The 20,360-nt window shown below is 37.9% G+C and carries 19 protein-coding genes; 10 read left to right on the forward strand and 9 right to left on the reverse strand.

From position 1 onward, the window contains the following. Both FVB32_RS07145 and FVB32_RS07150 read right to left on the reverse strand, forming a co-directional pair. A complete protein-coding gene (locus tag FVB32_RS07145; protein ID WP_147742598.1) occupies positions 1-264 on the reverse strand; it encodes a DUF3098 domain-containing protein in 264 nt (87 codons plus the stop codon). A gap of 9 nt (positions 265-273) precedes the next feature. Continuing rightward, positions 274-1,152 (reverse strand): cell division protein FtsX, encoded by an 879-nt coding sequence (locus tag FVB32_RS07150; RefSeq protein WP_147742600.1) that lies wholly within the window; start codon positions 1,150-1,152, stop codon positions 274-276. A gap of 76 nt (positions 1,153-1,228) precedes the next feature. On the opposite strand from FVB32_RS07150, the gene FVB32_RS07155 reads away from it, so the two are divergent. Continuing rightward, complete coding sequence (locus tag FVB32_RS07155) at positions 1,229-2,092, forward strand: UbiA family prenyltransferase (protein ID WP_147742602.1); 864 nt, start codon at positions 1,229-1,231, stop codon at positions 2,090-2,092. 9 nt (positions 2,093-2,101) lie between these two features. Here the strand turns inward: FVB32_RS07155 and FVB32_RS07160 are convergent, their stop codons facing one another. After that, a complete protein-coding gene (locus tag FVB32_RS07160; protein WP_147742604.1) occupies positions 2,102-3,976 on the reverse strand; it encodes a T9SS type B sorting domain-containing protein in 1,875 nt (624 codons plus the stop codon). Positions 3,977-4,074: 98 nt separating this feature from the next. Here FVB32_RS07160 and FVB32_RS07165 point away from each other — a divergent pair, with 98 nt between their 5' ends. The 4 genes from FVB32_RS07165 (at position 4,075) to FVB32_RS07180 (ending at position 9,446) form a co-directional block, all read left to right on the forward strand. After that, positions 4,075-7,059, forward strand: coding sequence for a leucine--tRNA ligase (locus FVB32_RS07165; protein ID WP_147742606.1), 2,985 nt, complete (start codon positions 4,075-4,077; stop codon positions 7,057-7,059). A 57-nt stretch (positions 7,060-7,116) separates the two neighbouring features. Continuing rightward, positions 7,117-7,371: a SemiSWEET family sugar transporter gene (locus tag FVB32_RS07170; RefSeq protein ID WP_147742608.1), complete on the forward strand. Its 255-nt coding sequence runs from the start codon at positions 7,117-7,119 to the stop codon at positions 7,369-7,371. Positions 7,372-7,556: 185 nt separating this feature from the next. Continuing rightward, complete coding sequence (gene ald, locus FVB32_RS07175; protein ID WP_147742610.1) at positions 7,557-8,657, forward strand: alanine dehydrogenase; 1,101 nt, start codon at positions 7,557-7,559, stop codon at positions 8,655-8,657. 93 nt (positions 8,658-8,750) lie between these two features. Further along, positions 8,751-9,446: a zinc metallopeptidase gene (locus FVB32_RS07180; RefSeq protein ID WP_147742612.1), complete on the forward strand. Its 696-nt coding sequence runs from the start codon at positions 8,751-8,753 to the stop codon at positions 9,444-9,446. Between the two features lie 56 nt (positions 9,447-9,502). Here the strand turns inward: FVB32_RS07180 and FVB32_RS07185 are convergent, their stop codons facing one another. Both FVB32_RS07185 and FVB32_RS07190 read right to left on the reverse strand, forming a co-directional pair. Then, positions 9,503-9,973: an Lrp/AsnC family transcriptional regulator gene (locus tag FVB32_RS07185; RefSeq protein WP_147742614.1), complete on the reverse strand. Its 471-nt coding sequence runs from the start codon at positions 9,971-9,973 to the stop codon at positions 9,503-9,505. A gap of 48 nt (positions 9,974-10,021) precedes the next feature. Next, positions 10,022-11,395: a saccharopine dehydrogenase family protein gene (locus tag FVB32_RS07190; protein WP_147742616.1), complete on the reverse strand. Its 1,374-nt coding sequence runs from the start codon at positions 11,393-11,395 to the stop codon at positions 10,022-10,024. A gap of 79 nt (positions 11,396-11,474) precedes the next feature. Between FVB32_RS07190 and FVB32_RS07195 the strand changes: the two genes are divergently transcribed. Beyond that, positions 11,475-11,867, forward strand: coding sequence for a DUF423 domain-containing protein (locus tag FVB32_RS07195; RefSeq protein WP_147742618.1), 393 nt, complete (start codon positions 11,475-11,477; stop codon positions 11,865-11,867). Positions 11,868-11,932: 65 nt separating this feature from the next. Then, positions 11,933-13,549 (forward strand): phosphoenolpyruvate carboxykinase (ATP), encoded by a 1,617-nt coding sequence (gene pckA / locus FVB32_RS07200; RefSeq protein ID WP_147742620.1) that lies wholly within the window; start codon positions 11,933-11,935, stop codon positions 13,547-13,549. Positions 13,550-13,604: 55 nt separating this feature from the next. On the opposite strand, the gene FVB32_RS07205 is transcribed toward pckA, so the two are convergent. Genes FVB32_RS07205 through FVB32_RS07215 form a run of 3 tightly spaced genes read right to left on the reverse strand, consistent with a single transcriptional unit; the run spans position 13,605 to position 16,666 of the window. Further along, positions 13,605-14,348, reverse strand: a complete 744-nt coding sequence (locus FVB32_RS07205) for a uroporphyrinogen-III synthase (protein WP_147742622.1) — start codon at positions 14,346-14,348, stop codon at positions 13,605-13,607. A 6-nt stretch (positions 14,349-14,354) separates the two neighbouring features. Beyond that, positions 14,355-15,011: a DUF4271 domain-containing protein gene (locus tag FVB32_RS07210; protein WP_147742624.1), complete on the reverse strand. Its 657-nt coding sequence runs from the start codon at positions 15,009-15,011 to the stop codon at positions 14,355-14,357. Further along, positions 15,008-16,666, reverse strand: coding sequence for an ArnT family glycosyltransferase (locus tag FVB32_RS07215; protein ID WP_147742626.1), 1,659 nt, complete (start codon positions 16,664-16,666; stop codon positions 15,008-15,010). Before FVB32_RS07215 ends, FVB32_RS07210 begins: the two co-directional genes overlap by 4 nt. Before the next feature lie 120 nt (positions 16,667-16,786). Here FVB32_RS07215 and FVB32_RS07220 point away from each other — a divergent pair, with 120 nt between their 5' ends. From FVB32_RS07220 to FVB32_RS07230, 3 genes are read left to right on the forward strand one after another with little or no spacing between them, the layout of a single operon-like run. After that, positions 16,787-17,515 carry a polyprenol monophosphomannose synthase gene (locus tag FVB32_RS07220; protein ID WP_147742628.1) on the forward strand — a complete coding sequence of 243 codons (729 nt, stop codon included), beginning with the start codon at positions 16,787-16,789 and terminating at the stop codon, positions 17,513-17,515. After that, positions 17,515-18,852, forward strand: a complete 1,338-nt coding sequence (locus FVB32_RS07225; protein ID WP_147742630.1) for a dihydroorotase — start codon at positions 17,515-17,517, stop codon at positions 18,850-18,852. Before FVB32_RS07220 ends, FVB32_RS07225 begins: the two co-directional genes overlap by 1 nt. A gap of 3 nt (positions 18,853-18,855) precedes the next feature. Beyond that, positions 18,856-19,290, forward strand: a complete 435-nt coding sequence (locus FVB32_RS07230; RefSeq protein ID WP_147742632.1) for a DUF4296 domain-containing protein — start codon at positions 18,856-18,858, stop codon at positions 19,288-19,290. Here the strand turns inward: FVB32_RS07230 and FVB32_RS07235 are convergent. Next, positions 19,287-20,285: an NAD-dependent epimerase/dehydratase family protein gene (locus FVB32_RS07235; RefSeq protein WP_147742634.1), complete on the reverse strand. Its 999-nt coding sequence runs from the start codon at positions 20,283-20,285 to the stop codon at positions 19,287-19,289. The genes FVB32_RS07230 and FVB32_RS07235 overlap by 4 nt on opposite strands. Between the last annotated feature and the right edge of the window lie 75 nt (positions 20,286-20,360).

A 20,360-nucleotide genomic window follows, 5' to 3' on the forward strand; every position in this document is an offset into this window, starting at 1 on the left:
CTATTGTTTGTTTTTGTTAGGATTCAACAAAATGGCATACACCTGTATTCCAAGCCCAATAAGCACCAGGGTTGGTGCAAGGCGGATTCTTCTGAAACTGTAGATATCTGGGTTAAATACGTTGGGGTCATCACTTCCACCTCCGCTCATCAAAATAAATCCGAGAACAATAAATGCCAACCCAATAAAAAGAAATAGATAGTTTTTTCTTTGAAAGATGAATTCTGAAGTCGGTCTTTGAGGGTTCTTATTTTTCTTACTCATGGTGTAAAGTTAATAATAAAGATCGTCAGTCCTTAAATTCAAGAAACGCTGGGTGGCAATATGGGTGCTGGCCCAAGAAATAACCACTCCAAGTCCAAAAACACCTAAGAATAATAGGATAAGGACCATCAAATCTTGAAATATGTTTAATTCAGGGAAATTGGTGTTTACGTAATAAAGCACAACAGCGAGGGCAATTAGTGCCAAAAAAGCCCCTAGCATTCCCAATTTAATATTTGTCCAAATAAAAGGCCTGCGGATAAACTTCTTGGTGGCTCCAACCATTTGCATTGTTTTGATAATAAACCGTTTTGAATAGATGGAAAGCCTTATGGAGCTGTTGATCAACAAAACCGCTATCAGCGTGAAGATGGCACTGGCCACAAGTATCCATAAACTGATTTTGCGAACATTATCATTAAGCAAAGAAATCAAAGGCTTGTCATAACTTACTTCATCCACATAAGTTTTGGCAGCAATACTGGATGCTATTTCTTCAATTTGATCTGTAGATACAAAGTCCGCCTTTAAATTTACATCAATGGCGTTTTGAAGTGGATTGTATCCCAAAAATTCCACAAAATTCTCACCAATATCCTCACTGTACTGCTCCGCGGCATCCTCTTTGGACAAATAATCTGCGGATTTGGTATAGTCTGCCATGGCCAAACTTTTTTGTAATTGTTCTATCTCAACTGGTTTGGCATTGTCCTTAAGAAAAACAGAAATGGTGATCTGCTCCTTAAAATGATCTGCTAGTTTTTTAGTGTTCAAGACGAGAAGGCCAAGTGCGCCAAGTAAAAACAGGACTAAGGCGATACTCAAGACCACTGAAAAATAAGAGGAAATCAGTCTTCTTCTTTGATATCGTTCAATATATTGACTCATAAAGGAAAATCAGTACGTAAAAATAGAAAAGTAAACTCTAATATTATATTAAACTTATTTTTATGGTTTTTACCATATGAAAAGATTTTTACTGGATTTAAAAATATCCCGACCTGGACTTTGGTTTCCAACCATATGGATTTACCTAGTGCCATTCAGTAATCAAATAGATTTTTGGAAAACTCTTCCATTTTGGTTGGGCTTATTATTTGTCACATTTCCTTTGAATTATCTGGTATATGGATTGAACGATTATAACGATGTACAGGCAGATATTATAAATAGAAGAAAAGGAAACTATTTATTTGGGGCCAAAGCTTCGCAAGAAGAGTTAAATGGTCTCATAGGTCGAATAGCTGTGGTGATAATGCCGTTTATGGTTATTTTTTCTTTTTTGTCAGGGATAAAAATGCTACTTCTTTTAGTGGCGATGATAGGTGTTAACATCATTTATAATTTTAGACCTTTTCGAATTAAGGAGAGGCCGCCTTTTGAAATTTTAATTCAAGCCGGATATGTATTGACTGTTTTTTTCGCAATCGAATTAAATAATTTGGAAAGCATACCATGGCAAACCATCATCTACCTCTCATTATTTGCTTTCCAAGCCCATATTGCAGGAGAAATCATGGATATAGAACCCGATTTGAAAGCTGGAAAACGTACTACGGCAACTTTGCTAAAACATAAAAAATCAAAACTGCTAATGTTGGGGCTTTTGCTTTTGGAATCTTTTTTACTTTGGTTCTGGTTCCAAGACTTGGTGTTGGCCATATTTCTTTTGGTGTTTTCCATTTGGCTGTTACTCGATGTTTTTTTCTTTTTTAAAGACCGGCCATATACATTACCGCAAATGAAGTTATTTGGTTATGCTATTAACATTTCAGCTGCGTTGTCTATGATTTGGGTTTTGTACAGTGGTAAATTGCTTGTGGTTTAATATTGAAGCTTAACGTTTCAATGCGAAATGACCTTTGAACAAATTGTCACCAATCTTGATGGAGTACCAATAATCTGAAGCAGGCAAGGGTCTGCCATTAAATGTGCCATTCCATGAATAGTCTTGACGGTTAGACTGAGCAATCAGTTTTGAGGTGCGGTCAAAAATGCTAATCTCAAAATCGCCCGAGACTTCAATTCCTTCAAGTATAAAATAATCATTTATACCATCACCATTTGGAGTAAAAAACCTAGGAATCACTAAATGGACAAACGGAAAGCGTACCGTACCACAAAAGTTCTTTACCCTTACAAAGGCAGTATATGTTCCTCCCAAGAGATTTTGAAATTGCGGACTGTCCTGATAGAAAAAACCATCTAGGGAATACTCAAAATCACCCGTGTTTTGAGCGACAATAGTTAAATCTCTGTGGTCAGAAACTACACTATCAACTACTGGTATATCAATCTGGGATACTTCAATAGCCTTAGAGGCACTACATCCATTAGTATCGGTTACTGTTACGATATAGGTTCCTGGGAGGCTTATGGTTATTTCCCGAGTGTTTTCTGAAGTATTCCAGGCATAGGAAGCATTAGATAGATCGGCAGATAAAACCAAAGATTCTCCCTCGCATAGAATCAGTGTTTCGTCTTCCAAAACAGGCAAATCATTATAAATAATAGAGACTGCAGTTCTTGAATCAGAAATACAACCTGCTAATTCAGTTACCACCTCGGCATAATAAGTTCCACTAACAGAAGTTTCATAAAAGGGACTGCCTGCTTGCAAAAGATTTCCTCCAACAGGGGCATCGTACCAATTTGCAGAGGTTCCATTTGGAATTGAAACAGATACTCCACCGACCACATCGGCGCAAAGCGAAACATTTCCCAAGGATACTGGGGGCATCGGCTTTTCTTCAATAACCACTGCAAAAATGTCTGAAATAGCGCTACAATTCACATTGGAAAGATTAATGGGATCTTCTGCAACTTTTACTCTATATGATGTTGTGTTCGAAATCAATGGGGAAACAAAGGTTTGATTGGTCTCGCCTGTAATATCGGTCCAAGTAATACCATCTATACTTTCTTGCCATTGATAGGCATGAGTGCTGTAAATGGAAAAATCCGGAGTAGCGTTAAGATCAACCGAGATAGGAGCATTTTCTTCACAGATGGCAATATTTGTATTGTTTGCAGCATCAGCTAAGCTAATCCTATCGCCACAGGTCTTAAAAACGATATCATCAATGGCTAGGTCATTGCCACAACCTCCCACACCATTATTTAGCATTTTTAAAATAACAGAGGTTTGACCGGATAATGTTTGAAAAACCAAGCCATACTGTTCCCATGTTGCTGAAGACTTACTAAAAATGCTTCCGGTATCTCCAGTGGCCAATAAATTAGTGTCAGTGTTATCCCAAATCTGAAATCTAACATTTATAGGAATACCATTTCCACCACAACTGCTGCTAGGGAGCAGATTTATCATCCATGATGAAAACTCGTACGAAGTGTTTTCGCAAAGTCCGCCAATGGTACGCCTAAAAAATTCTCCTGGCGTAAAACTTGCATTTACAATCAGGGCCTTACCATTTATATCGTTAGGAGTATGATCATTGGTATTGAACCAATCAAAAAAGTTAGTGCTGCTAGATATCGTATAGTTACCATCAATCGGTTCCAAAGGACCTCCATTAACATAATTATATGTTGTGGTTCCCGCAGGCAAGGGAGGGCCGTCTTGTACACCTGTCCCAAAAGTTTCTGTAAAAATGGGCTCCCCAGAATTTCCATTGCAAAAACCTAATTGAGCATTTGACTTTTGAAGAAAAAGTATAATGAAAGCTAAAGAAAAAAGTAAATGAGTTCGCAATGGATGTAAGTAACATTGGTTTTGAATAGGCTTGCCTAATCTTTTCCGCTTTAAGGGATTAAACCTATTTTTGCCAAATTAAAGAAGTAAGATATAAAATGAACTACAATTTCCGTGAAATTGAGGCCAAATGGCAAAAGTATTGGGCAAACAACGAAACATTTAAGGCGTCCAATAATTCTGATAGACCTAAATTCTATGCACTTTCCATGTTTCCTTACCCTTCAGGAGCTGGATTGCATGTAGGACATCCACTTGGTTACATAGCTACGGATATCTATGCACGATACAAAAGACATAAGGGGTTTAATGTATTGCATCCCATGGGATACGATTCCTTTGGATTGCCAGCAGAACAATATGCTATCCAAACAGGGCAGCACCCAGCAATTACCACGGAGACCAATATAAAAAGGTATCGAGAGCAGTTGGACCAACTTGGTTTTTCGTTTGATTGGAGTCGCGAAGTGCGAACCTCTGACCCCAAATATTACAAATGGACGCAATGGGTTTTTATTCAATTGTTCAATTCCTGGTACAATAAAAAATCGGATAAAGCTGAAGCTATAGCAGATTTGGTTTCCATTTTTGAAAGAGAAGGAAACGCAGCTGTAGAAGCTACTTCTGATGACGACACGCCAACTTTCAGTGCAGAAGATTGGACTAGTTTTTCAGAAAAAACCAAACAAGAGCTACTCTTAAAATATAGATTGACGTATTTGGCGGATACCGAAGTAAACTGGTGCCCCGCTTTAGGTACTGTTTTGGCCAACGATGAAATTGTCAACGGAGTTTCAGAGCGTGGAGGACATCTCGTTATCCGAAAGAAAATGACGCAATGGAGTATGCGTATTACCGCTTACGCCCAACGCTTGTTAGATGGTTTGGACACTATAGATTGGCCTCTACCATTAAAAGATTCGCAAACCAATTGGATTGGACGCTCCGAAGGAGCATCGGCAATTTTTAATGTCATTCCAAACAAAGGTGAAGAATCTCAACATCAAATAGAGGTGTTTACAACCCGCCCAGACACTATTTTTGGAGCTAGTTTTATGACCTTGGCGCCAGAGCATGACTTGGTGGCACAAATCACTACGCCAGAACAAAAAGAAGCTGTGGAGACCTATGTGGAGGCTACGGCAAAGCGCTCGGAGCGTGACCGCATGGCAGATGTAAAAACGATATCTGGAGCCTTCACAGGAGCTTATGCAGAACATCCATTTACCAAAGAACCTGTTCCTATTTGGATTGGGGATTATGTTTTAGCAGGATATGGCACAGGAGCCGTAATGTCCGTTCCCTGTGGTGATCAACGCGATTACGATTTTGCAAAACACTTTAATATTCCTATTCCCAACATTTTTGAAGGGATAGATATTTCTGAAGAAGCCTTTGCCGATAAAGAAAAAACAATCATTGCCAATTCTGACTTTTTAGATGGATTGCCTTATAAAAAAGCGGTTAAGCGCGCTATTTTTGAGTTGGAACAACTAGGTCAAGGAGAGGGAAAAATAAATTACCGTTTACGCGATGCTGTTTTTAGTCGCCAAAGGTATTGGGGAGAACCCTTTCCGGTGTATTATGTGGATGGAATGCCGCAAATGATTGCTGATGAACATTTGCCTTTGGAATTACCGGAGGTGGAAAAATACCTTCCTACAGAAACGGGCGAACCGCCTTTGGGAAATGCTACCGTTTGGGCTTGGGATATAAAACAGTCTTCAGTTGTCAGTAATCAGTTAATAGATAACAAAACGGTGTTTCCTTTGGAATTAAACACTATGCCCGGCTGGGCCGGGAGTTCCCAATATTTTAATAGGTATATGGATCCACATAATGATGAAGCTATCTATTCCAAAGAGGCCATTGACTATTGGGAAGATGTGGATTTATACATAGGAGGAAGCGAACATGCAACGGGGCATTTGTTGTATTCCCGTTTTTGGCAGAAGTTTTTGTTTGATGTGGGTATTGCTCCAAAAGATGAGTTTGCCAAAAAACTGATCAATCAGGGGATGATTACAGGGACAAGTGCTTTTGTAATTAGGCTCGTTGTTAATATTACCAAAAAATGGGAAGAAGGGAAGCCACTTGATAATAGAACTATTGCACAAATTAAGCCTATTGATAGAAATACTTTTATAAGCAATGACTTAATAACTGTTCCAATAAAAATTAGGGCAGTAAGAGAAAATATCTCTCATTTATTTTCTGATGAAGATAGAGTTTATCTGGATAAAGAAAAGTATAACATAAATTTTAATGATATTGAGCTTATCCATACAGACGTCTCTTTTGTAAATGCTTCTGATGAATTGGATATAGAGGGATTCAAAAAATGGCAACCGGAATATAAAGATGCAAAATTCATTAAATCCGATGGAAAATATATCGTAAGGCGAGAAATCGAAAAAATGTCCAAGTCCAAATACAATGTGGTTAACCCCGATGCCATTTGTGAGGAATATGGAGCAGATTCCCTTCGCTTGTATGAAATGTTTTTGGGGCCTTTGGAGCAATCCAAACCTTGGAACACTGCTGGGATTACGGGCGTACATTCCTTCCTTAAAAAATTATGGAAGTTATATACTACTATTGATGAAGGTTCAGAGCCATCAGCAGAAAATCTAAAAACGCTGCACAAAACCATCAAAAAAGTAGAAGAGGATATCGAGAACTTCTCGTTCAACACTTCAGTATCCACCTTTATGATTTGTGTAAATGAATTGACCGCTCAAAAATGTACTAGCAAAGCAATTTTAGAGCCCTTGGCTATATTGGTTTCACCCTATGCACCTCATATTGCCGAGGAGCTGTGGGAAAAGCTAGGGTATTCAACATCCATTGCTGAAGCGTCTTTTCCAAAATTTGAAGAAAAATATTTGATAGAGAGTAGTAAAGAATACCCAATATCCTTTAATGGTAAAATGCGCTTTACTATGGAATTGCCCTTAGATATGGGCAAGGACGATATTGAAGCCGCCGTTATGGCCAATGAAAGAACCCAGGCGCAGTTACAAGGGCGCACCCCTAAAAAGGTAATCGTAGTGCCTGGGAAGATTGTGAATATAGTTGGGTAAAATAGTTCCAATGCCATGCTGAACCTGTCGCAGTATGACATCATAAAATAAATGACCATGAAAACCTTTGAAATTATAGGTCTTATTGCTGCCACCTTGACCACATCCTCCTTTATTCCACAGGTTTATAAAGCATGGAAACATAAATCAACAACCGATATTTCCTTGGTCATGTACCTAATCCTGTTTATTGGGAGTATGTTATGGTTGTATTATGGACTTATGATTCAAAGTTTGCCTGTAATTTTTGCCAATGGCATTACTGGTACATTGGTAGCCTTTGTGGTTATTTTAAAATTGAAATATAAATAATCCCTTTTATGTAAAGGTTAAATAATCAATTTCAATGTTTTTATTTTGACTTACCCTATTTTTTATGGGGTATTAATAAAATAAAAGACATTTTTTGACACATCACCCCTAATTTTTATCGATTTTATTTCTGATTTTGTTTTTTTTGTAACACTTTTGAGTTGTAAATCAAAAAAAGTAACAAAATGATTGTAGGAGTACCTAAAGAAATCAAGAACAATGAGAGCCGAGTTGGAATGACCCCAGCAGGAGTTTTTGAATTGGTAAAGAACAACCATACTGTCTACGTGCAGTCTGGAGCGGGTAAAGGAAGTGGTTTTTTCAATCAAGATTATCAGCAGGCCGGGGCTACCATTTTAGATACTATAGGGCAGGTATACGCAATGAGCGATATGATTGTGAAGGTAAAGGAGCCCATAGCGGAGGAGTATGACCTTATTCAAAAAGGGCAGATAATATTCACCTATTTTCACTTTGCATCTAGCGAGGCCTTGACCAAGGCAATGATTGCTAGCAAGTCAATTTGTATTGCCTATGAAACCGTTGAAGATGAAGAAGGAACATTGCCACTTTTAACACCAATGTCTGAAGTTGCAGGTCGGATGGCTATTCAGCAAGGTGCAAAATATTTGGAGAAACCTGTTAAAGGGAGAGGAGTGCTCTTAGGTGGAGTTCCTGGTGTAGCGCCGGGAAGGGTTTTGGTATTAGGCGCAGGGACGGTAGGAATACAGGCTGCTAAAATGGCAGCAGGATTGGGGGCACACGTTACTATTTTGGATATTAATATGAAGCGACTTCGTTATGTGAATGATGTAATGCCCAGTCATGTAGTTACAGAGTTCTCAAGTGAATTTAATATCAGAAAACATATACAGACCCATGATCTAATTATAGGCGGAGTCCTTTTAAAGGGTGCAAAAGCCCCTAATTTGATTACAAGAGATATGCTTAAGGAAATGCGACCGGGAACTGTAATAGTCGATGTAGCGGTAGATCAAGGGGGTTGCGTGGAAACTACAAAAGCCACTACTCATGAAGACCCGATATACATTATTGATGATGTTGTACATTATTGCGTAGCCAATATGCCCGGGGCGGTCCCTTACACCTCTACTGTTGCTTTGACGAACGTAACGCTTCCTTATGTGCTAAAGCTTGCCAATGCAGGGTGGCGCAGTGCATGTAATCTGGATAAATCCCTCGCCAAGGGATTAAACATAGTTGATGGTGAAGTGGTTTATGAAGAAATCACAGAAGCTTTTAATTGGGAGTCGGTACTCGCATAACATAACATTTTGTCAGTTAAAAAGGCCTGCCCAACAATGGCGGGGTTTTTGCTTTATTGTTGGTATATTTATATCAATTAAAATACAAAAGCTATGATGACATATTATATATTAATCGGTGGAATTGCTTTGATCAGTTGGTTGGTCAGTAGCCGATTAAAGAGCAAATTCAAGAAATATTCAAAGGTTCATCTTCGTAATGGGATGAGTGGTGCAGAAATCGCCCAAAAAATGTTGGATGACCATGGGATTCGGGATGTAAAAGTGATTTCCACAGCGGGAATGCTTACCGATCATTACAATCCGAAGAATAAAACGGTGAATTTAAGTGAAGGGGTATACAATCAGCGTAATGCATCTGCGGCAGCGGTTGCAGCGCACGAAGTAGGCCACGCAGTGCAACATGCTCAAGCATACGAGTGGTTGACCATGCGCTCCAAATTAGTGCCCGTAGTAAGTGTTACCTCTGGGATGTCTACTTGGGTCGTTTTTGGAGGTTTAGTGTTGGGTGCAGCAGCAGGCGTAGGCTTGGGATTTTATATTGCCGTAGCTGGATTGATTATGATGGGGTTTGCTACGCTGTTTAGTTTTATTACACTACCTGTAGAATATGATGCCAGTAATAGAGCCTTAGCATGGTTAAAGCAGAAGAATGTTGTAAGTCAAGAAGAATATGCAGGGGCCGAAGATGCCTTAAAGTGGGCAGCCAGAACGTATTTGGTAGCAGCTTTGGGAGCGTTAGCTTCCTTGGCATATTGGGCCTTCCAGATTTTTGGAGGAAGGGATTGATACAATTTTCACAATATAAAAAGAACCTGTTTGGAGCAATCCAAGTAGGTTTTTTGTTAGATGGAAATCTGTCGGTCTATCTGCTGATTTAAAGAAATAAAGGTTTCAGTTCTGGATACTCCATCTATTTGCTGGATTTTTTTATTCAAAACCATCATTAAATGCTCATTGTCCTTGCATAGAACCTTAATAAGAATGGACCAGTTGCCTGTAGTGTAATGACATTCCAGTACTTCTGGAATTTTTCCCAACTCCTTTACTGCTTGTGGATTGGCCATGGCCTTATCCAAAAAAATACCGATATAAGCCATGGTGGTATAGCCCAAAACCTTTGGATTGATAATGAATTTTGAACCTGACAACAATCCAGATTTTTCCAGTTTTCGCAAACGCTGATGAATCGCTGCTCCAGAAATACCAATGTTTCGAGCAATTTCTAAAATGGGTCTACGAGCATCTTCCATTAAATACCTTAGTATTTTTTTGTCAATACCATCAATTTTAACCGAATTGTTAGTGGTTTTCATGAGAATGATTCAAAATTGAAGCTAAAGATACCGAAATACAGTATAAAATCAATTTCCAATAGAATCAGGATTGTATCCTAAATATGGAACTTCATACTCCTTAAAGTTGATTCCATAAGATTTTAATTCAGCTAGAATTGGACCATAAACTTCACTTTTTATAGGAATTTGAACACCTGGAGTAGTGATTTTTTTATTGAGGATCTGTAATGTTGCTATGGCCACTGGGAGTCCGACTGTTTTAGACATGGCTGTATGACTTTGGTTCTCTCCTAGCACCACCATATTGGCATCGATCTGCTTCTTTTTGCCATCGATTTCATAACCAAACTTATGGTACATTACAATCATATCTTTCTCATCTTTTTGCAAGGTCCAACTATCTTCCAAGATATATTGAAGCATTTGTGCGGGAGTCGCGTCTTTTAGCGGTATTTTTTTTGAGTCGTCAAAAAGATTCAATTCTAATAATTTGCCCCAACGTATATCATCTTGGTCAATTTTAAGGTAATGGCGTAATTTCAATTCAACAGAATCCGTAGGAGAATAGGGCAAAAATTGATTTACAAATTGACGGTAAGACATTCCTTCGGAATTTTCAATTACATAACTATCATCTGTCATGCCAAGGATTACGAACATTTGCCATGCCTTGGAAAAACCAACTCGGCGCATGGTGCCTCTGTATAGGGTTAATGCATTTTGAAGACCGTAGGCTTCTCTATATTTTAAAGAGTCCCTATTGGGATAGACTTCGAATGTGCCATAACCTTCAATGTCTAAAAGCTCTGTTCGTCTGAACAACTTTTGATAGGGAATATATTTGTAAGTTCCTTCTTGAATAAACTTAGCAGCTCCACCTTGCCCGGCCACAACTACATTTCTTGGATTCCAAGTAAATTTATAGTTCCAAAGATTAGAGTCATGTGCCGGAGCTACCAACCCCCCTGTAAAAGATTCAAAAAGTAACATTTTGCCACCTTGTTTCCGAATGCGGTCGATAACTTCCATGGCACTCATGTGATCAATACCAGGGTCTAGACCTATTTCGTTCATAAAAATGAGTCCATTTTTTTTAGCTTCGTCATCCAAGGCCAGAATTTCTTTGCTCACATAAGAAGCCGTAACGAGATGTTTTTTAAACTGAATACAATCCTCGGCAATTTTAATATGTAACCGTGGAGGTAACATGGAAACCACAATAGAAGAGGATGCAATTAATGCTCTTCGCTCCTCATCGTTAAAAATATCCAAAGCCTTAACACTACAATTGGGGTGAGATGAGACCGATTTGGAAATGTTCTCTGGATGTAGGTCGCCAATAACCAAATGCAGCTTTTCCTCATTAGATTTTTCTAGGATATAATCCAATAAATATGAGGTAGATTTTCCAGCTCCAAGTACCAAAATAGTGCGGGCCATAGGTTTTGTTTACTTTTGATTAAAACGAATACTAAAGTATTCAATTGTTATATTTATAAAAATAGTTGTAATTAAAGTTATGAACAAAACAATTGTGTTTATGGGTGCAGTATTGGGATTTCTGTCAATTCTGTTTGGCGCCTTCGGTGCCCATGCACTTGAAAACTTAATAAACGTTGAAGCTATAGGCACTTTTGAAACAGGGGTGCGCTATCAAATGTACCAAGCCTTTTTCTTAATGATATTGGGAACCTGGAATGGACTAGCAGAAAAACAAACAAAGATTGTATTTCGATTGATTCTTGTTGGTACCATCCTATTTTCTTTTTCCATTTATTTATTGGCAATGAATAGTTTAACTACAATTGACTTTAAAAAAATAGGATTCTTAACACCTATTGGAGGAACTCTTCTACTTGCGGGTTGGTTTCTATTTGGGTATAGCATTTTGACTAAAAAAACGGTGAAATAATCAATCTTAGTCGAGGTTAAACCTGATATTTTTCTAGCTTTGCACCAACTTAAAAAAACTAAACAATGGATGCGTTTATCCCAACAACGAAAACGATTTCGTTAAAGCGATATGGAATAGAGCATAACAAGATTCACTATCAACTTTCTTCCAAAGAATTACATGATGTAACTATTGAAATGGACATGGGCAAAGAAGCTTCGTCTGGCTCACTTGCCGTGAATACTGGCGAGTTTACCGGAAGGTCTCCCATGGATCGATTTATTGTTAAAGATGCCATTACAGAGGACAAGGTTTGGTGGGGGAATATTAATATACCCTTTGAAAGTGAAAAGTTTGACAAGCTTTACGACAAGGTAATTGCATATATGAATGAAAAAGAACTTTTTGTTCGTGATTGCTATGCTTGTGCCGATGAAGGATACAAATTAAATATTAGGGTCGTAAATGAATATCCTTGGTCCAATATGTTTGCTTACAATATGTTCCTTAGGCCTACCGAATCCGAATTGGAGGAATTTGAGCCAGAGTGGACCGTAATTAATGCTCCTGGTTTTATGGCAGATGCAGAGGTGGACGGTACTAGGCAGCATAACTTTGCCATTCTTAATTTTTCAAGAAAAATTGCACTCATTGGAGGTACCGGATATACAGGTGAGATTAAAAAGGGAATTTTTTCTGCCTTGAACTTCATCCTTCCTGTATTTAAAAACACACTACCGATGCATTGCTCAGCCAATGTGGGAGATGAGGGTGATACCGCTATTTTCTTTGGACTTTCAGGTACTGGAAAGACAACCCTTTCCACGGATCCAAATCGAAAACTTATTGGTGATGATGAACATGGCTGGACAGCAGAAAATACCGTTTTTAATTTCGAAGGAGGATGTTATGCCAAAGTGATAGATCTTTCCAAGGAAAATGAACCTGAGATTTATGGTGCTATTAAAAAAGGTGCTATTCTGGAAAATGTTATTCTGGATGATAAAGGAGCCGTAGATTTTTCCGATACTTCTATTACCCAGAATACTCGGGTTAGTTATCCCATATATCATATCGAAAACATACAGCAACCATCCATAGGAAAAAATGTAAAAAATATTTTCTTTTTAACTGCTGATGCATTTGGAGTGTTGCCTCCAATTTCCAAATTAACGCCGGCGCAGGCTGCGTACCATTTTATTTCTGGTTACACTGCCAAGGTTGCAGGAACAGAAGCTGGTGTTGTTGAGCCGCAGCCATCATTTTCGGCATGTTTTGGAGCACCTTTTATGCCCTTGCATCCTGCCAAATATGCAGAAATGTTAAGCAAAAAGATGAAGGAATCAGGAGTAGATGTTTGGTTAATCAATACGGGTTGGACCGGAGGTCCTTACGGAGTGGGAACCAGAATGAAGCTAAAGTATACCAGAGCTATGATTAGTGCTGCGCTTAACGGGGAACTGGGGTTATACAGTTATGACAAATACCATATTCATTCTGTTTTTGGAGTAGCACAGCCAAGGGAGTGCCCAGGAGTTCCAACAAGTGTATTAAGCCCAAGAGCAACATGGAACAATGATGATGCCTATTATAAAACGGCATTTAAATTGACCAATGCTTTTAGGGAAAACTTTAAAAAGTTTGAATCTTACGCCAGTGAAGAAATCAGGCGGGGAGGACCACAACGATATGCCTTTTAAAAATAAAAGGGCGGTCCATTTGGACCGCCCTTTTTTTATGTTGAGTTAGTTTTTGTTATTTGTTTACACTGGTGATGTACTTCTGTAAAGCCATGGTCATGGATGGTGTTTCAGGAGTTGGCGCTTGAATATCTATTCGAAGGCCAGCATCGGTAGCTGCTTTTACAGTGCTGTTTCCAAACACCGCTATACGCGTTCCATTTTGTTCAAAATCTGGGAAGTTTTTCAGAAGCGATTCAATACCAGATGGGCTAAAAAATACCAAAACATCATAAGTTACTTCTCTTAAATCGGACAAATCACTAATTACGGTCTTGTAAAAAATACCGCGCTTCCAATCCACTTTTAGTTCGTCAAGTGAATCGGGAACTATTGCCTTAAGGGTGTCTGATGAAGGTACTAAGAACTTTTCATCCTTATATTTTTTGATAAGCGGAACAAGTTCATTAAATGTTCGCTTGCCAACATAAATTTTTCGTTTACGGTAAACCACATATTTCTGCAGATAGTAAGCAACTGCTTCAGACTGACAAAAATATTTCATGGAATCAGGAACTTTAAAGCGCATTTCTTCAGCTATCCTAAAGAAATGGTCAACAGAATTCCTGCTGGTAAGAATAATCGCGGAAAAATTGTTTAGATCAATTTTTTGCTGTCTTACCGTTTTGGCTTCTACTCCCTCTACGTGAATGAAAGGCCTAAAATCCACTTTTACCTTTTCTTTCTCAATCAATCGTGAATAAGGGGAATTTTCTATTTTGGGTTCAGGTTGCGAAACCAAAATTGTTTTTACTTTCATAAGCTTTCAATCTTTTAGATAGCTTCCAACTATTACTAAGGGTGCAATTTCGAGTGCGCAAAGGTACAAAATAAAATAGAAAAAATAGGGAATTATGGCTTTTTGATAGTTCTTCAATAGCTTTACCAGTCCAATGATATTTATGGAAACAATTAAGATAATCGTCGAATAAATGATGATTCTTGAGTCCTTAAAGATGTAGGCAAGAAGAACATTGGAGATGAACATGACCAAACTACTATGATTGAGATATGAAATTTTATTAAACTGCAATTCAGAAACTAAGTTTGTGGTGTTAAATATATATCCCTTAGTAAACTGCAGTAGTAGTTTAATCAATTGAAAAAGAAGTAGTACCCCTGCGATTACAAAAAAGATGAACAAATTAGAGTTGCTTTGGGCATCAAAAAAAGTCTTTTGAACAAAAAATAGAAATAAGGAAAAATTGATGAGTTGAAATACTGTCAGTAAAATATGAAACCAATTTAACAACCTTCCCTTCTTATTATACAATACTACATACCTGTTGTTAAAGGGTAATATGATGAAATTCAAGAATTTACTTTGAAAAAGGTATTTGCCCAAAGCTAAAACAAACATGCTAGCAAAAAGGACTATGGTTATCCAATCTAAAGAAACAACAACTTTATCTATGGGATTCATTCGGTTAATTTAATCGGTTTGCCATTGAGTCCAGGTAATAGGCCATTTTCTGATATTCCAATACGAAAGTACCCAGGACGTTCCATTTGTGGTAATGGTAACTGAAAGTGGTAAAATACAGTATCCTTTGATTTTAACAGTACTTGATACAAATCTTCAGCCTCTACTTTTAAGTCTACCAACTCTTTCACCTGTTTATACTTGTTTGAATAGGCTACAGTGTAGGAAAGTGCATCAATAGGAATATCAAATTCATATGGATTATACACTTTTAGCAGGCGTTTGGTGCCTTCTTGTGGTTGTTCCACAATGCATTGTAAGTTACGATAGGATTGAAAATTATCCATAAAAATACCATAAAACACTGTACTATCCGGATAGGTATACTGGATATCACCACTACTCCGATATTTTGAAACATAAAGTACTTTTTTACCTCTTACCCGCTCTTCAGAATTATCAATCGAGTATTGGTTTTTTCGATACATATGGTTGTTTAATGAGAACGTAGGGATCCCAGAATAGAACTCGTACATAGGTGATCTGCGATAAGAGTTTTCGAACACTATAGGAGTGTCTCCGGCCTTTGAGTTTAACTCTGCTACCCATTGCTTGTTTCCGTGGGTTTCAAATAATAAAGGAAGCAATGGTTGATGCACTAACCACAATCTCGCATAAAGCAGAATCACCAGACTAACCCATCCTAAGCGATACATCCATTTTCTACTTTGAGCATTTTGCAATAGATGATTGAAGGCCAATACTGCCATTGGGATTGAAATTACAATAATCCATTGCGTTTGCACCCTTCGGTTAAAACTCGATACAAAAAAGAAGATAAGTACCCCATAAGTCAGGTACACAAGAGCCTTGGTAAACCTATCGGTTGCCTTGGTTTTGATAAGGGAAAGGTAAACCCAGTAAAAAAGCAATCCAAAAATCGCTACTAGATTTATGACGTAACCCAGGGTAAACTTTTCAAAAGAATAGGCTTGGTTCGGACGTTCATATAAATGATACTTTATAGAAACAAAATCATTTTGGTATAGCCATAAAAAATGTGGAGAATAACATACAAGTGCAATAGCAACCGCTAACCATGCTTTTGGGTTTTTAATAAGGTTGAGGTTAGAAAGAAAAACAAACAAGATAACCAAGACAGCATGGTATTTACTATACATCAGCGCAGCCATAACTACACCTAAACAAATAATAATCAGTATATTAGACCGATTTAAAAAGTTCTTATAAAGTAGTAAGAACAGCGCTGTGAAAAATAAAAGTGGGGTATCTGGCAAGGTAAGAAATCCATATGCATTCACTAAAGTCATGGAAAAAACAAGAAGAAAAAAGTGCACAACGTACTCTTTCTTCCTTGGGTGGTCAATAAGCAACCATAGTATCAGGTAGGTGCCTACAGAAAGAAGACAACTCATAAAACGCACTCCCAATTCACCGCTAAAAAAGAAACTACTTAGTTTAATTAAAAAAGCAACCATTGGGGGGTGATCAAAATACCCCCAGTCCAAGTGCTGGGCATAGTACCAATAATAAGCCTCATCATAGATTAACTCGGTAAAATAACTCTGAACAAGATTGAGAATAAAAAGGATGCCCAATAAAACAAGAAAAAGTCTGGGAAACTTTTGTGCCATCAATTGAATTTTATGTGGGTCAAAGTTACAAATATTGCCTCACAAGATATAAAGCAATACGCAAAGCAAGTTGCAAACCCAAAGTAGAAAACCTTATTTTTGCCCTCTAATCTAGTGTTAATGGCAGACGGTTTAGTCATCATACCCACTTTCAATGAAATTGAAAACATTGAAGCCATAATAAAAACAGTTTTCGACTTAAAAAAGGACTTCCATGTTCTTGTTGTTGATGATAATTCCCCTGATGGGACTGCTGAAAATGTGGAAGCATTACAAAAACAATTTCCTGATAGGCTATTTTTAGAAGTTCGAAAGGAGAAATCTGGACTTGGGACAGCATATATTCATGGATTTAAATGGGCTTTAGCAAGAGATTATGAATACATCTTTGAAATGGATGCTGATTTTTCTCACCGTCCTGCTGATTTATCCCGTTTGCACAGGGCCTGCCTAAATGAAGCGGACGTTGCTGTGGGATCCCGATATAAAAAGGGAGTAAATGTGGTGAATTGGCCTCTTTTTAGAATACTACTTTCTTATGGAGCATCGTTTTACGTTAAAATAATTACAGGTATGCGAGTTCATGATCCTACGGCAGGTTTTGTGTGCTATAGGAGGAAGGTTTTAGAAAATATAGATTTAGATGCAGTGAGGTTCATTGGCTATGCCTTTCAAATTGAAATGAAGTTTAGGGCCTACCTCAAAGGATATAAAATAGAAGAAGTTTCCATAATTTTCACTGATAGAGTAAACGGAAAATCCAAGATGAATTCAGCAATAATTCGTGAAGCAATCTTTGGTGTAATCGCTATGAAATTTAGAAGTATATTTTTCAAAAAGAGTTTTTAATGAGCAAAAAAATAGTACTTAAAAATGCGAAAGTTGTTAATGAGAACAGGATTTTTGAAACCGATTTGCTTTTAGATGGAGAGGTTATTTCACGAATAGATCAAAATATTTCAGATACTACCGCAAAAGTTATTGACTTAAAGGGGGACTATCTTTTGCCGGGTGTTATTGATGACCAGGTCCACTTTAGGGAACCAGGACTTACTCATAAAGGAAACATTGCATCGGAGAGTAGAGCAGCATTGGCAGGGGGGATTACTACTTTTATGGAGCAGCCCAATACTAATCCACAAACGACCACAATTAAAAAGCTAGAAGAGAAGTTTTTAATTGCACAAAAATCGGCATATATAAATTACTCCTTTCTTTTTGGAGGAACCAATGATAATCTTGAGGAGCTGAAAAAATTGGATAAAAATGCTTGCTCAGGAGTGAAGTTGTTCTTGGGGTCATCTACGGGAAATATGCTTGTTGATGATGAGGTGGTGTTGGAGAAGATTTTTAAAAATACAGAAATGGTTATCTCCACCCATTGTGAAGATGAAGGTACAATCAGGGCGAATATGGCCAAATACCAACAACAATATGGAGATGATATTCCTATAAAATACCATCCCCTGATTAGGAGCGCGGAAGCATGTTACCTATCGTCTTCCAAGGCCATTGCACTTGCTAAAAGAACCGGAGCTCGGTTGCATGTATTTCATTTATCAACAGGTATAGAGACAGATTTATTTACAAATACTGTTCCTTTGGAAGAAAAGAAAATCACTTCGGAAGTCTGTATTCACCACCTTTGGTTTTCGGATGAAGATTATGAAGAAAAAGGAACCTTGATCAAGTGGAACCCCGCGGTTAAGACAAAAGAAGATAGGGATAAACTATGGGAGGCATTATTAGACGATAGAATAGATGTTATTGCTACTGATCATGCCCCGCATACTATTGCAGAAAAAGACAATCCATATACAAGCGCACCATCTGGTGGCCCACTGGTACAACATGCACTATTGGCAATGTTGCAAAAAGAGCGGGAAGGAAAAATTAGTTTGGAAAAAATGGTAGAAAAAATGAGCCACAATCCAGCAAAACTTTTTGATATTGACCGTAGAGGATTTATTAGGGAGGGATACTATGCTGATTTGGTTCAAGTGAATAGAAATTCCCAAAATGAGGTTAAAAAATCCAATATTTTATATAAATGCGGATGGTCTCCATTTGAAGGTGTTACTTTTGACTCCAAGGTTGTTCGCACTTTTGTAAATGGCCATTTGGCTTTTGATGAAGGAAATTTTGCAGAAAACAGAAATGCGAAGAGACTTACATTCAATAGATAAGAGATGAAGAAAATCTGGCTGTTCTTTTTTGGATTGATGTTATTATCCTGCTCAGAAAAAGTAGTGGAAAAACCTGAAAACCTAATTCCAAAGGAGAAAATGGTCGCTATTTTACATGATTTGGCCATTTTAAATTCGGCTAGAACATCTTTTAAAATAGATTTGGAGAAGACCGGGATTGAAGTGATGCCTTTTATTTATAAAAAACATCAAATAGACAGCGCCCAATTTTCGCAAAGTGATTTGTACTATGCTTCAGTCCCGTTGGAATATCAATCCATATATGAGCAGGTGGAGTCCATATTAGAACACAGAAAGGATACTTTGGAAGGGCTCACCAAAAAAAGGAATGATAGTATAAGAAAGGCCCAGCAGCAGAAAAAGGAAACGGGTATAAAAACAAAAAACGATAAAGAGAATGCTCCAGATGCCTCTTAAGCTTTGAATTTTGCACAACAAAAAGCTATTGTTGCATCCAAATCCCCAAACTTAAAATCAATTGCATTTTTAAGCTTGTCATTGCTATACAGCTCACGTTTGTAGAACCCTTTGGTCATGTTTTTGGTAAGTTTTCTTCTTTTTCCCAATAGCTTATTTCTAAGCCAGTCCACTCGCCAAAAACATTCCAGAACCCAAAAAGGAATTTTCTTTGTGGGGGGAACAACATTCAATTTAGAAGCAATTTTTTGGAATAGTTCTTCGAAAGTCAAATTTTCATTTACTAGAATGAATCGTTCACGCCCAATGGTGGATTCCATAAGTGAAACCATAGCATTGACCACATCTTCTACCGTCACAAAACCTGTCCCTCCTGGAATAAATGATTTTTTCCCTTTGGCCGCATATTTAAAAAAGGTACCACTTCCGGTATGCCAAAACCCAGGTCCTAAAACTACTCCGGGGTTTACTATCACGACCGCTAAACCTTCTTGAGAACCACGCCATACTTCCAATTCAGCATCATGTTTTGTAAGTGCATACACAGATGCATGCTTAGTACTCCACTCATTATCCTCTTCTGCCTTTTTTCCTTTACTACTGGGGCCTATAGCTGCTATAGAGCTTACATAACACAATTTTTTTATGTTATGTTCCAAGCACAGGTTTACAATATTGGCCGTGCCTTCAGTATTTGTTTTCACTAGGGCAGGATAGTCGTTGGGATCAAAAGAAATTAAAGCGGCGCAATGGTAGACATATTTTATACCTTCAAAAAGAGGTGGCAGGGAGCCAATTTCAGTGATATCTGCTTGTACCCATATTATTTTTTCAAGTAAGATTTCTGGTTCATTGGTATAGTACCCAAAAACGGTGTTCACCTTATCGATGGCATCTTTAGTTCGATAACTGGCCGTAACGTTTTCTCCATTTTTAGTCAAATGAAAGAGTAAGTGTGACCCTACCAAACCCGTGCCTCCCGTAACCAAAATCATTTCGTAAAAGTACCTATTTGTAATCGATTTATTCAGCGATGTAAGAACTTCATTTTATATTTGCAGCTACGCTAA

This window comes from Flagellimonas hymeniacidonis (genome assembly GCF_008040165.1).
Classification (GTDB): domain Bacteria; phylum Bacteroidota; class Bacteroidia; order Flavobacteriales; family Flavobacteriaceae; genus Flagellimonas; species Flagellimonas hymeniacidonis.

Coding starts and splice junctions, on each gene's coding strand:
- FVB32_RS07185 (WP_147742614.1), bottom strand. CDS start 9,973: ATGAAAACCACTAACAATTCGGTTAAAATTGATGGTATTGACAAAAAA.
- FVB32_RS07235 (WP_147742634.1), bottom strand. CDS start 20,285: ATGATTTTGGTTACGGGAGGCACGGGTTTGGTAGGGTCACACTTACTC.
- FVB32_RS07215 (WP_147742626.1), bottom strand. CDS start 16,666: ATGGCACAAAAGTTTCCCAGACTTTTTCTTGTTTTATTGGGCATCCTT.
- FVB32_RS07210 (WP_147742624.1), bottom strand. CDS start 15,011: ATGAATCCCATAGATAAAGTTGTTGTTTCTTTAGATTGGATAACCATA.
- pckA (WP_147742620.1), top strand. CDS start 11,933: ATGGATGCGTTTATCCCAACAACGAAAACGATTTCGTTAAAGCGATAT.
- FVB32_RS07195 (WP_147742618.1), top strand. CDS start 11,475: ATGAACAAAACAATTGTGTTTATGGGTGCAGTATTGGGATTTCTGTCA.
- FVB32_RS07165 (WP_147742606.1), top strand. CDS start 4,075: ATGAACTACAATTTCCGTGAAATTGAGGCCAAATGGCAAAAGTATTGG.
- FVB32_RS07225 (WP_147742630.1), top strand. CDS start 17,515: ATGAGCAAAAAAATAGTACTTAAAAATGCGAAAGTTGTTAATGAGAAC.
- FVB32_RS07180 (WP_147742612.1), top strand. CDS start 8,751: ATGATGACATATTATATATTAATCGGTGGAATTGCTTTGATCAGTTGG.
- FVB32_RS07145 (WP_147742598.1), bottom strand. CDS start 264: ATGAGTAAGAAAAATAAGAACCCTCAAAGACCGACTTCAGAATTCATC.
- FVB32_RS07230 (WP_147742632.1), top strand. CDS start 18,856: ATGAAGAAAATCTGGCTGTTCTTTTTTGGATTGATGTTATTATCCTGC.
- ald (WP_147742610.1), top strand. CDS start 7,557: ATGATTGTAGGAGTACCTAAAGAAATCAAGAACAATGAGAGCCGAGTT.
- FVB32_RS07220 (WP_147742628.1), top strand. CDS start 16,787: ATGGCAGACGGTTTAGTCATCATACCCACTTTCAATGAAATTGAAAAC.
- FVB32_RS07170 (WP_147742608.1), top strand. CDS start 7,117: ATGAAAACCTTTGAAATTATAGGTCTTATTGCTGCCACCTTGACCACA.
- FVB32_RS07190 (WP_147742616.1), bottom strand. CDS start 11,395: ATGGCCCGCACTATTTTGGTACTTGGAGCTGGAAAATCTACCTCATAT.
- FVB32_RS07150 (WP_147742600.1), bottom strand. CDS start 1,152: ATGAGTCAATATATTGAACGATATCAAAGAAGAAGACTGATTTCCTCT.
- FVB32_RS07155 (WP_147742602.1), top strand. CDS start 1,229: ATGAAAAGATTTTTACTGGATTTAAAAATATCCCGACCTGGACTTTGG.
- FVB32_RS07205 (WP_147742622.1), bottom strand. CDS start 14,348: ATGAAAGTAAAAACAATTTTGGTTTCGCAACCTGAACCCAAAATAGAA.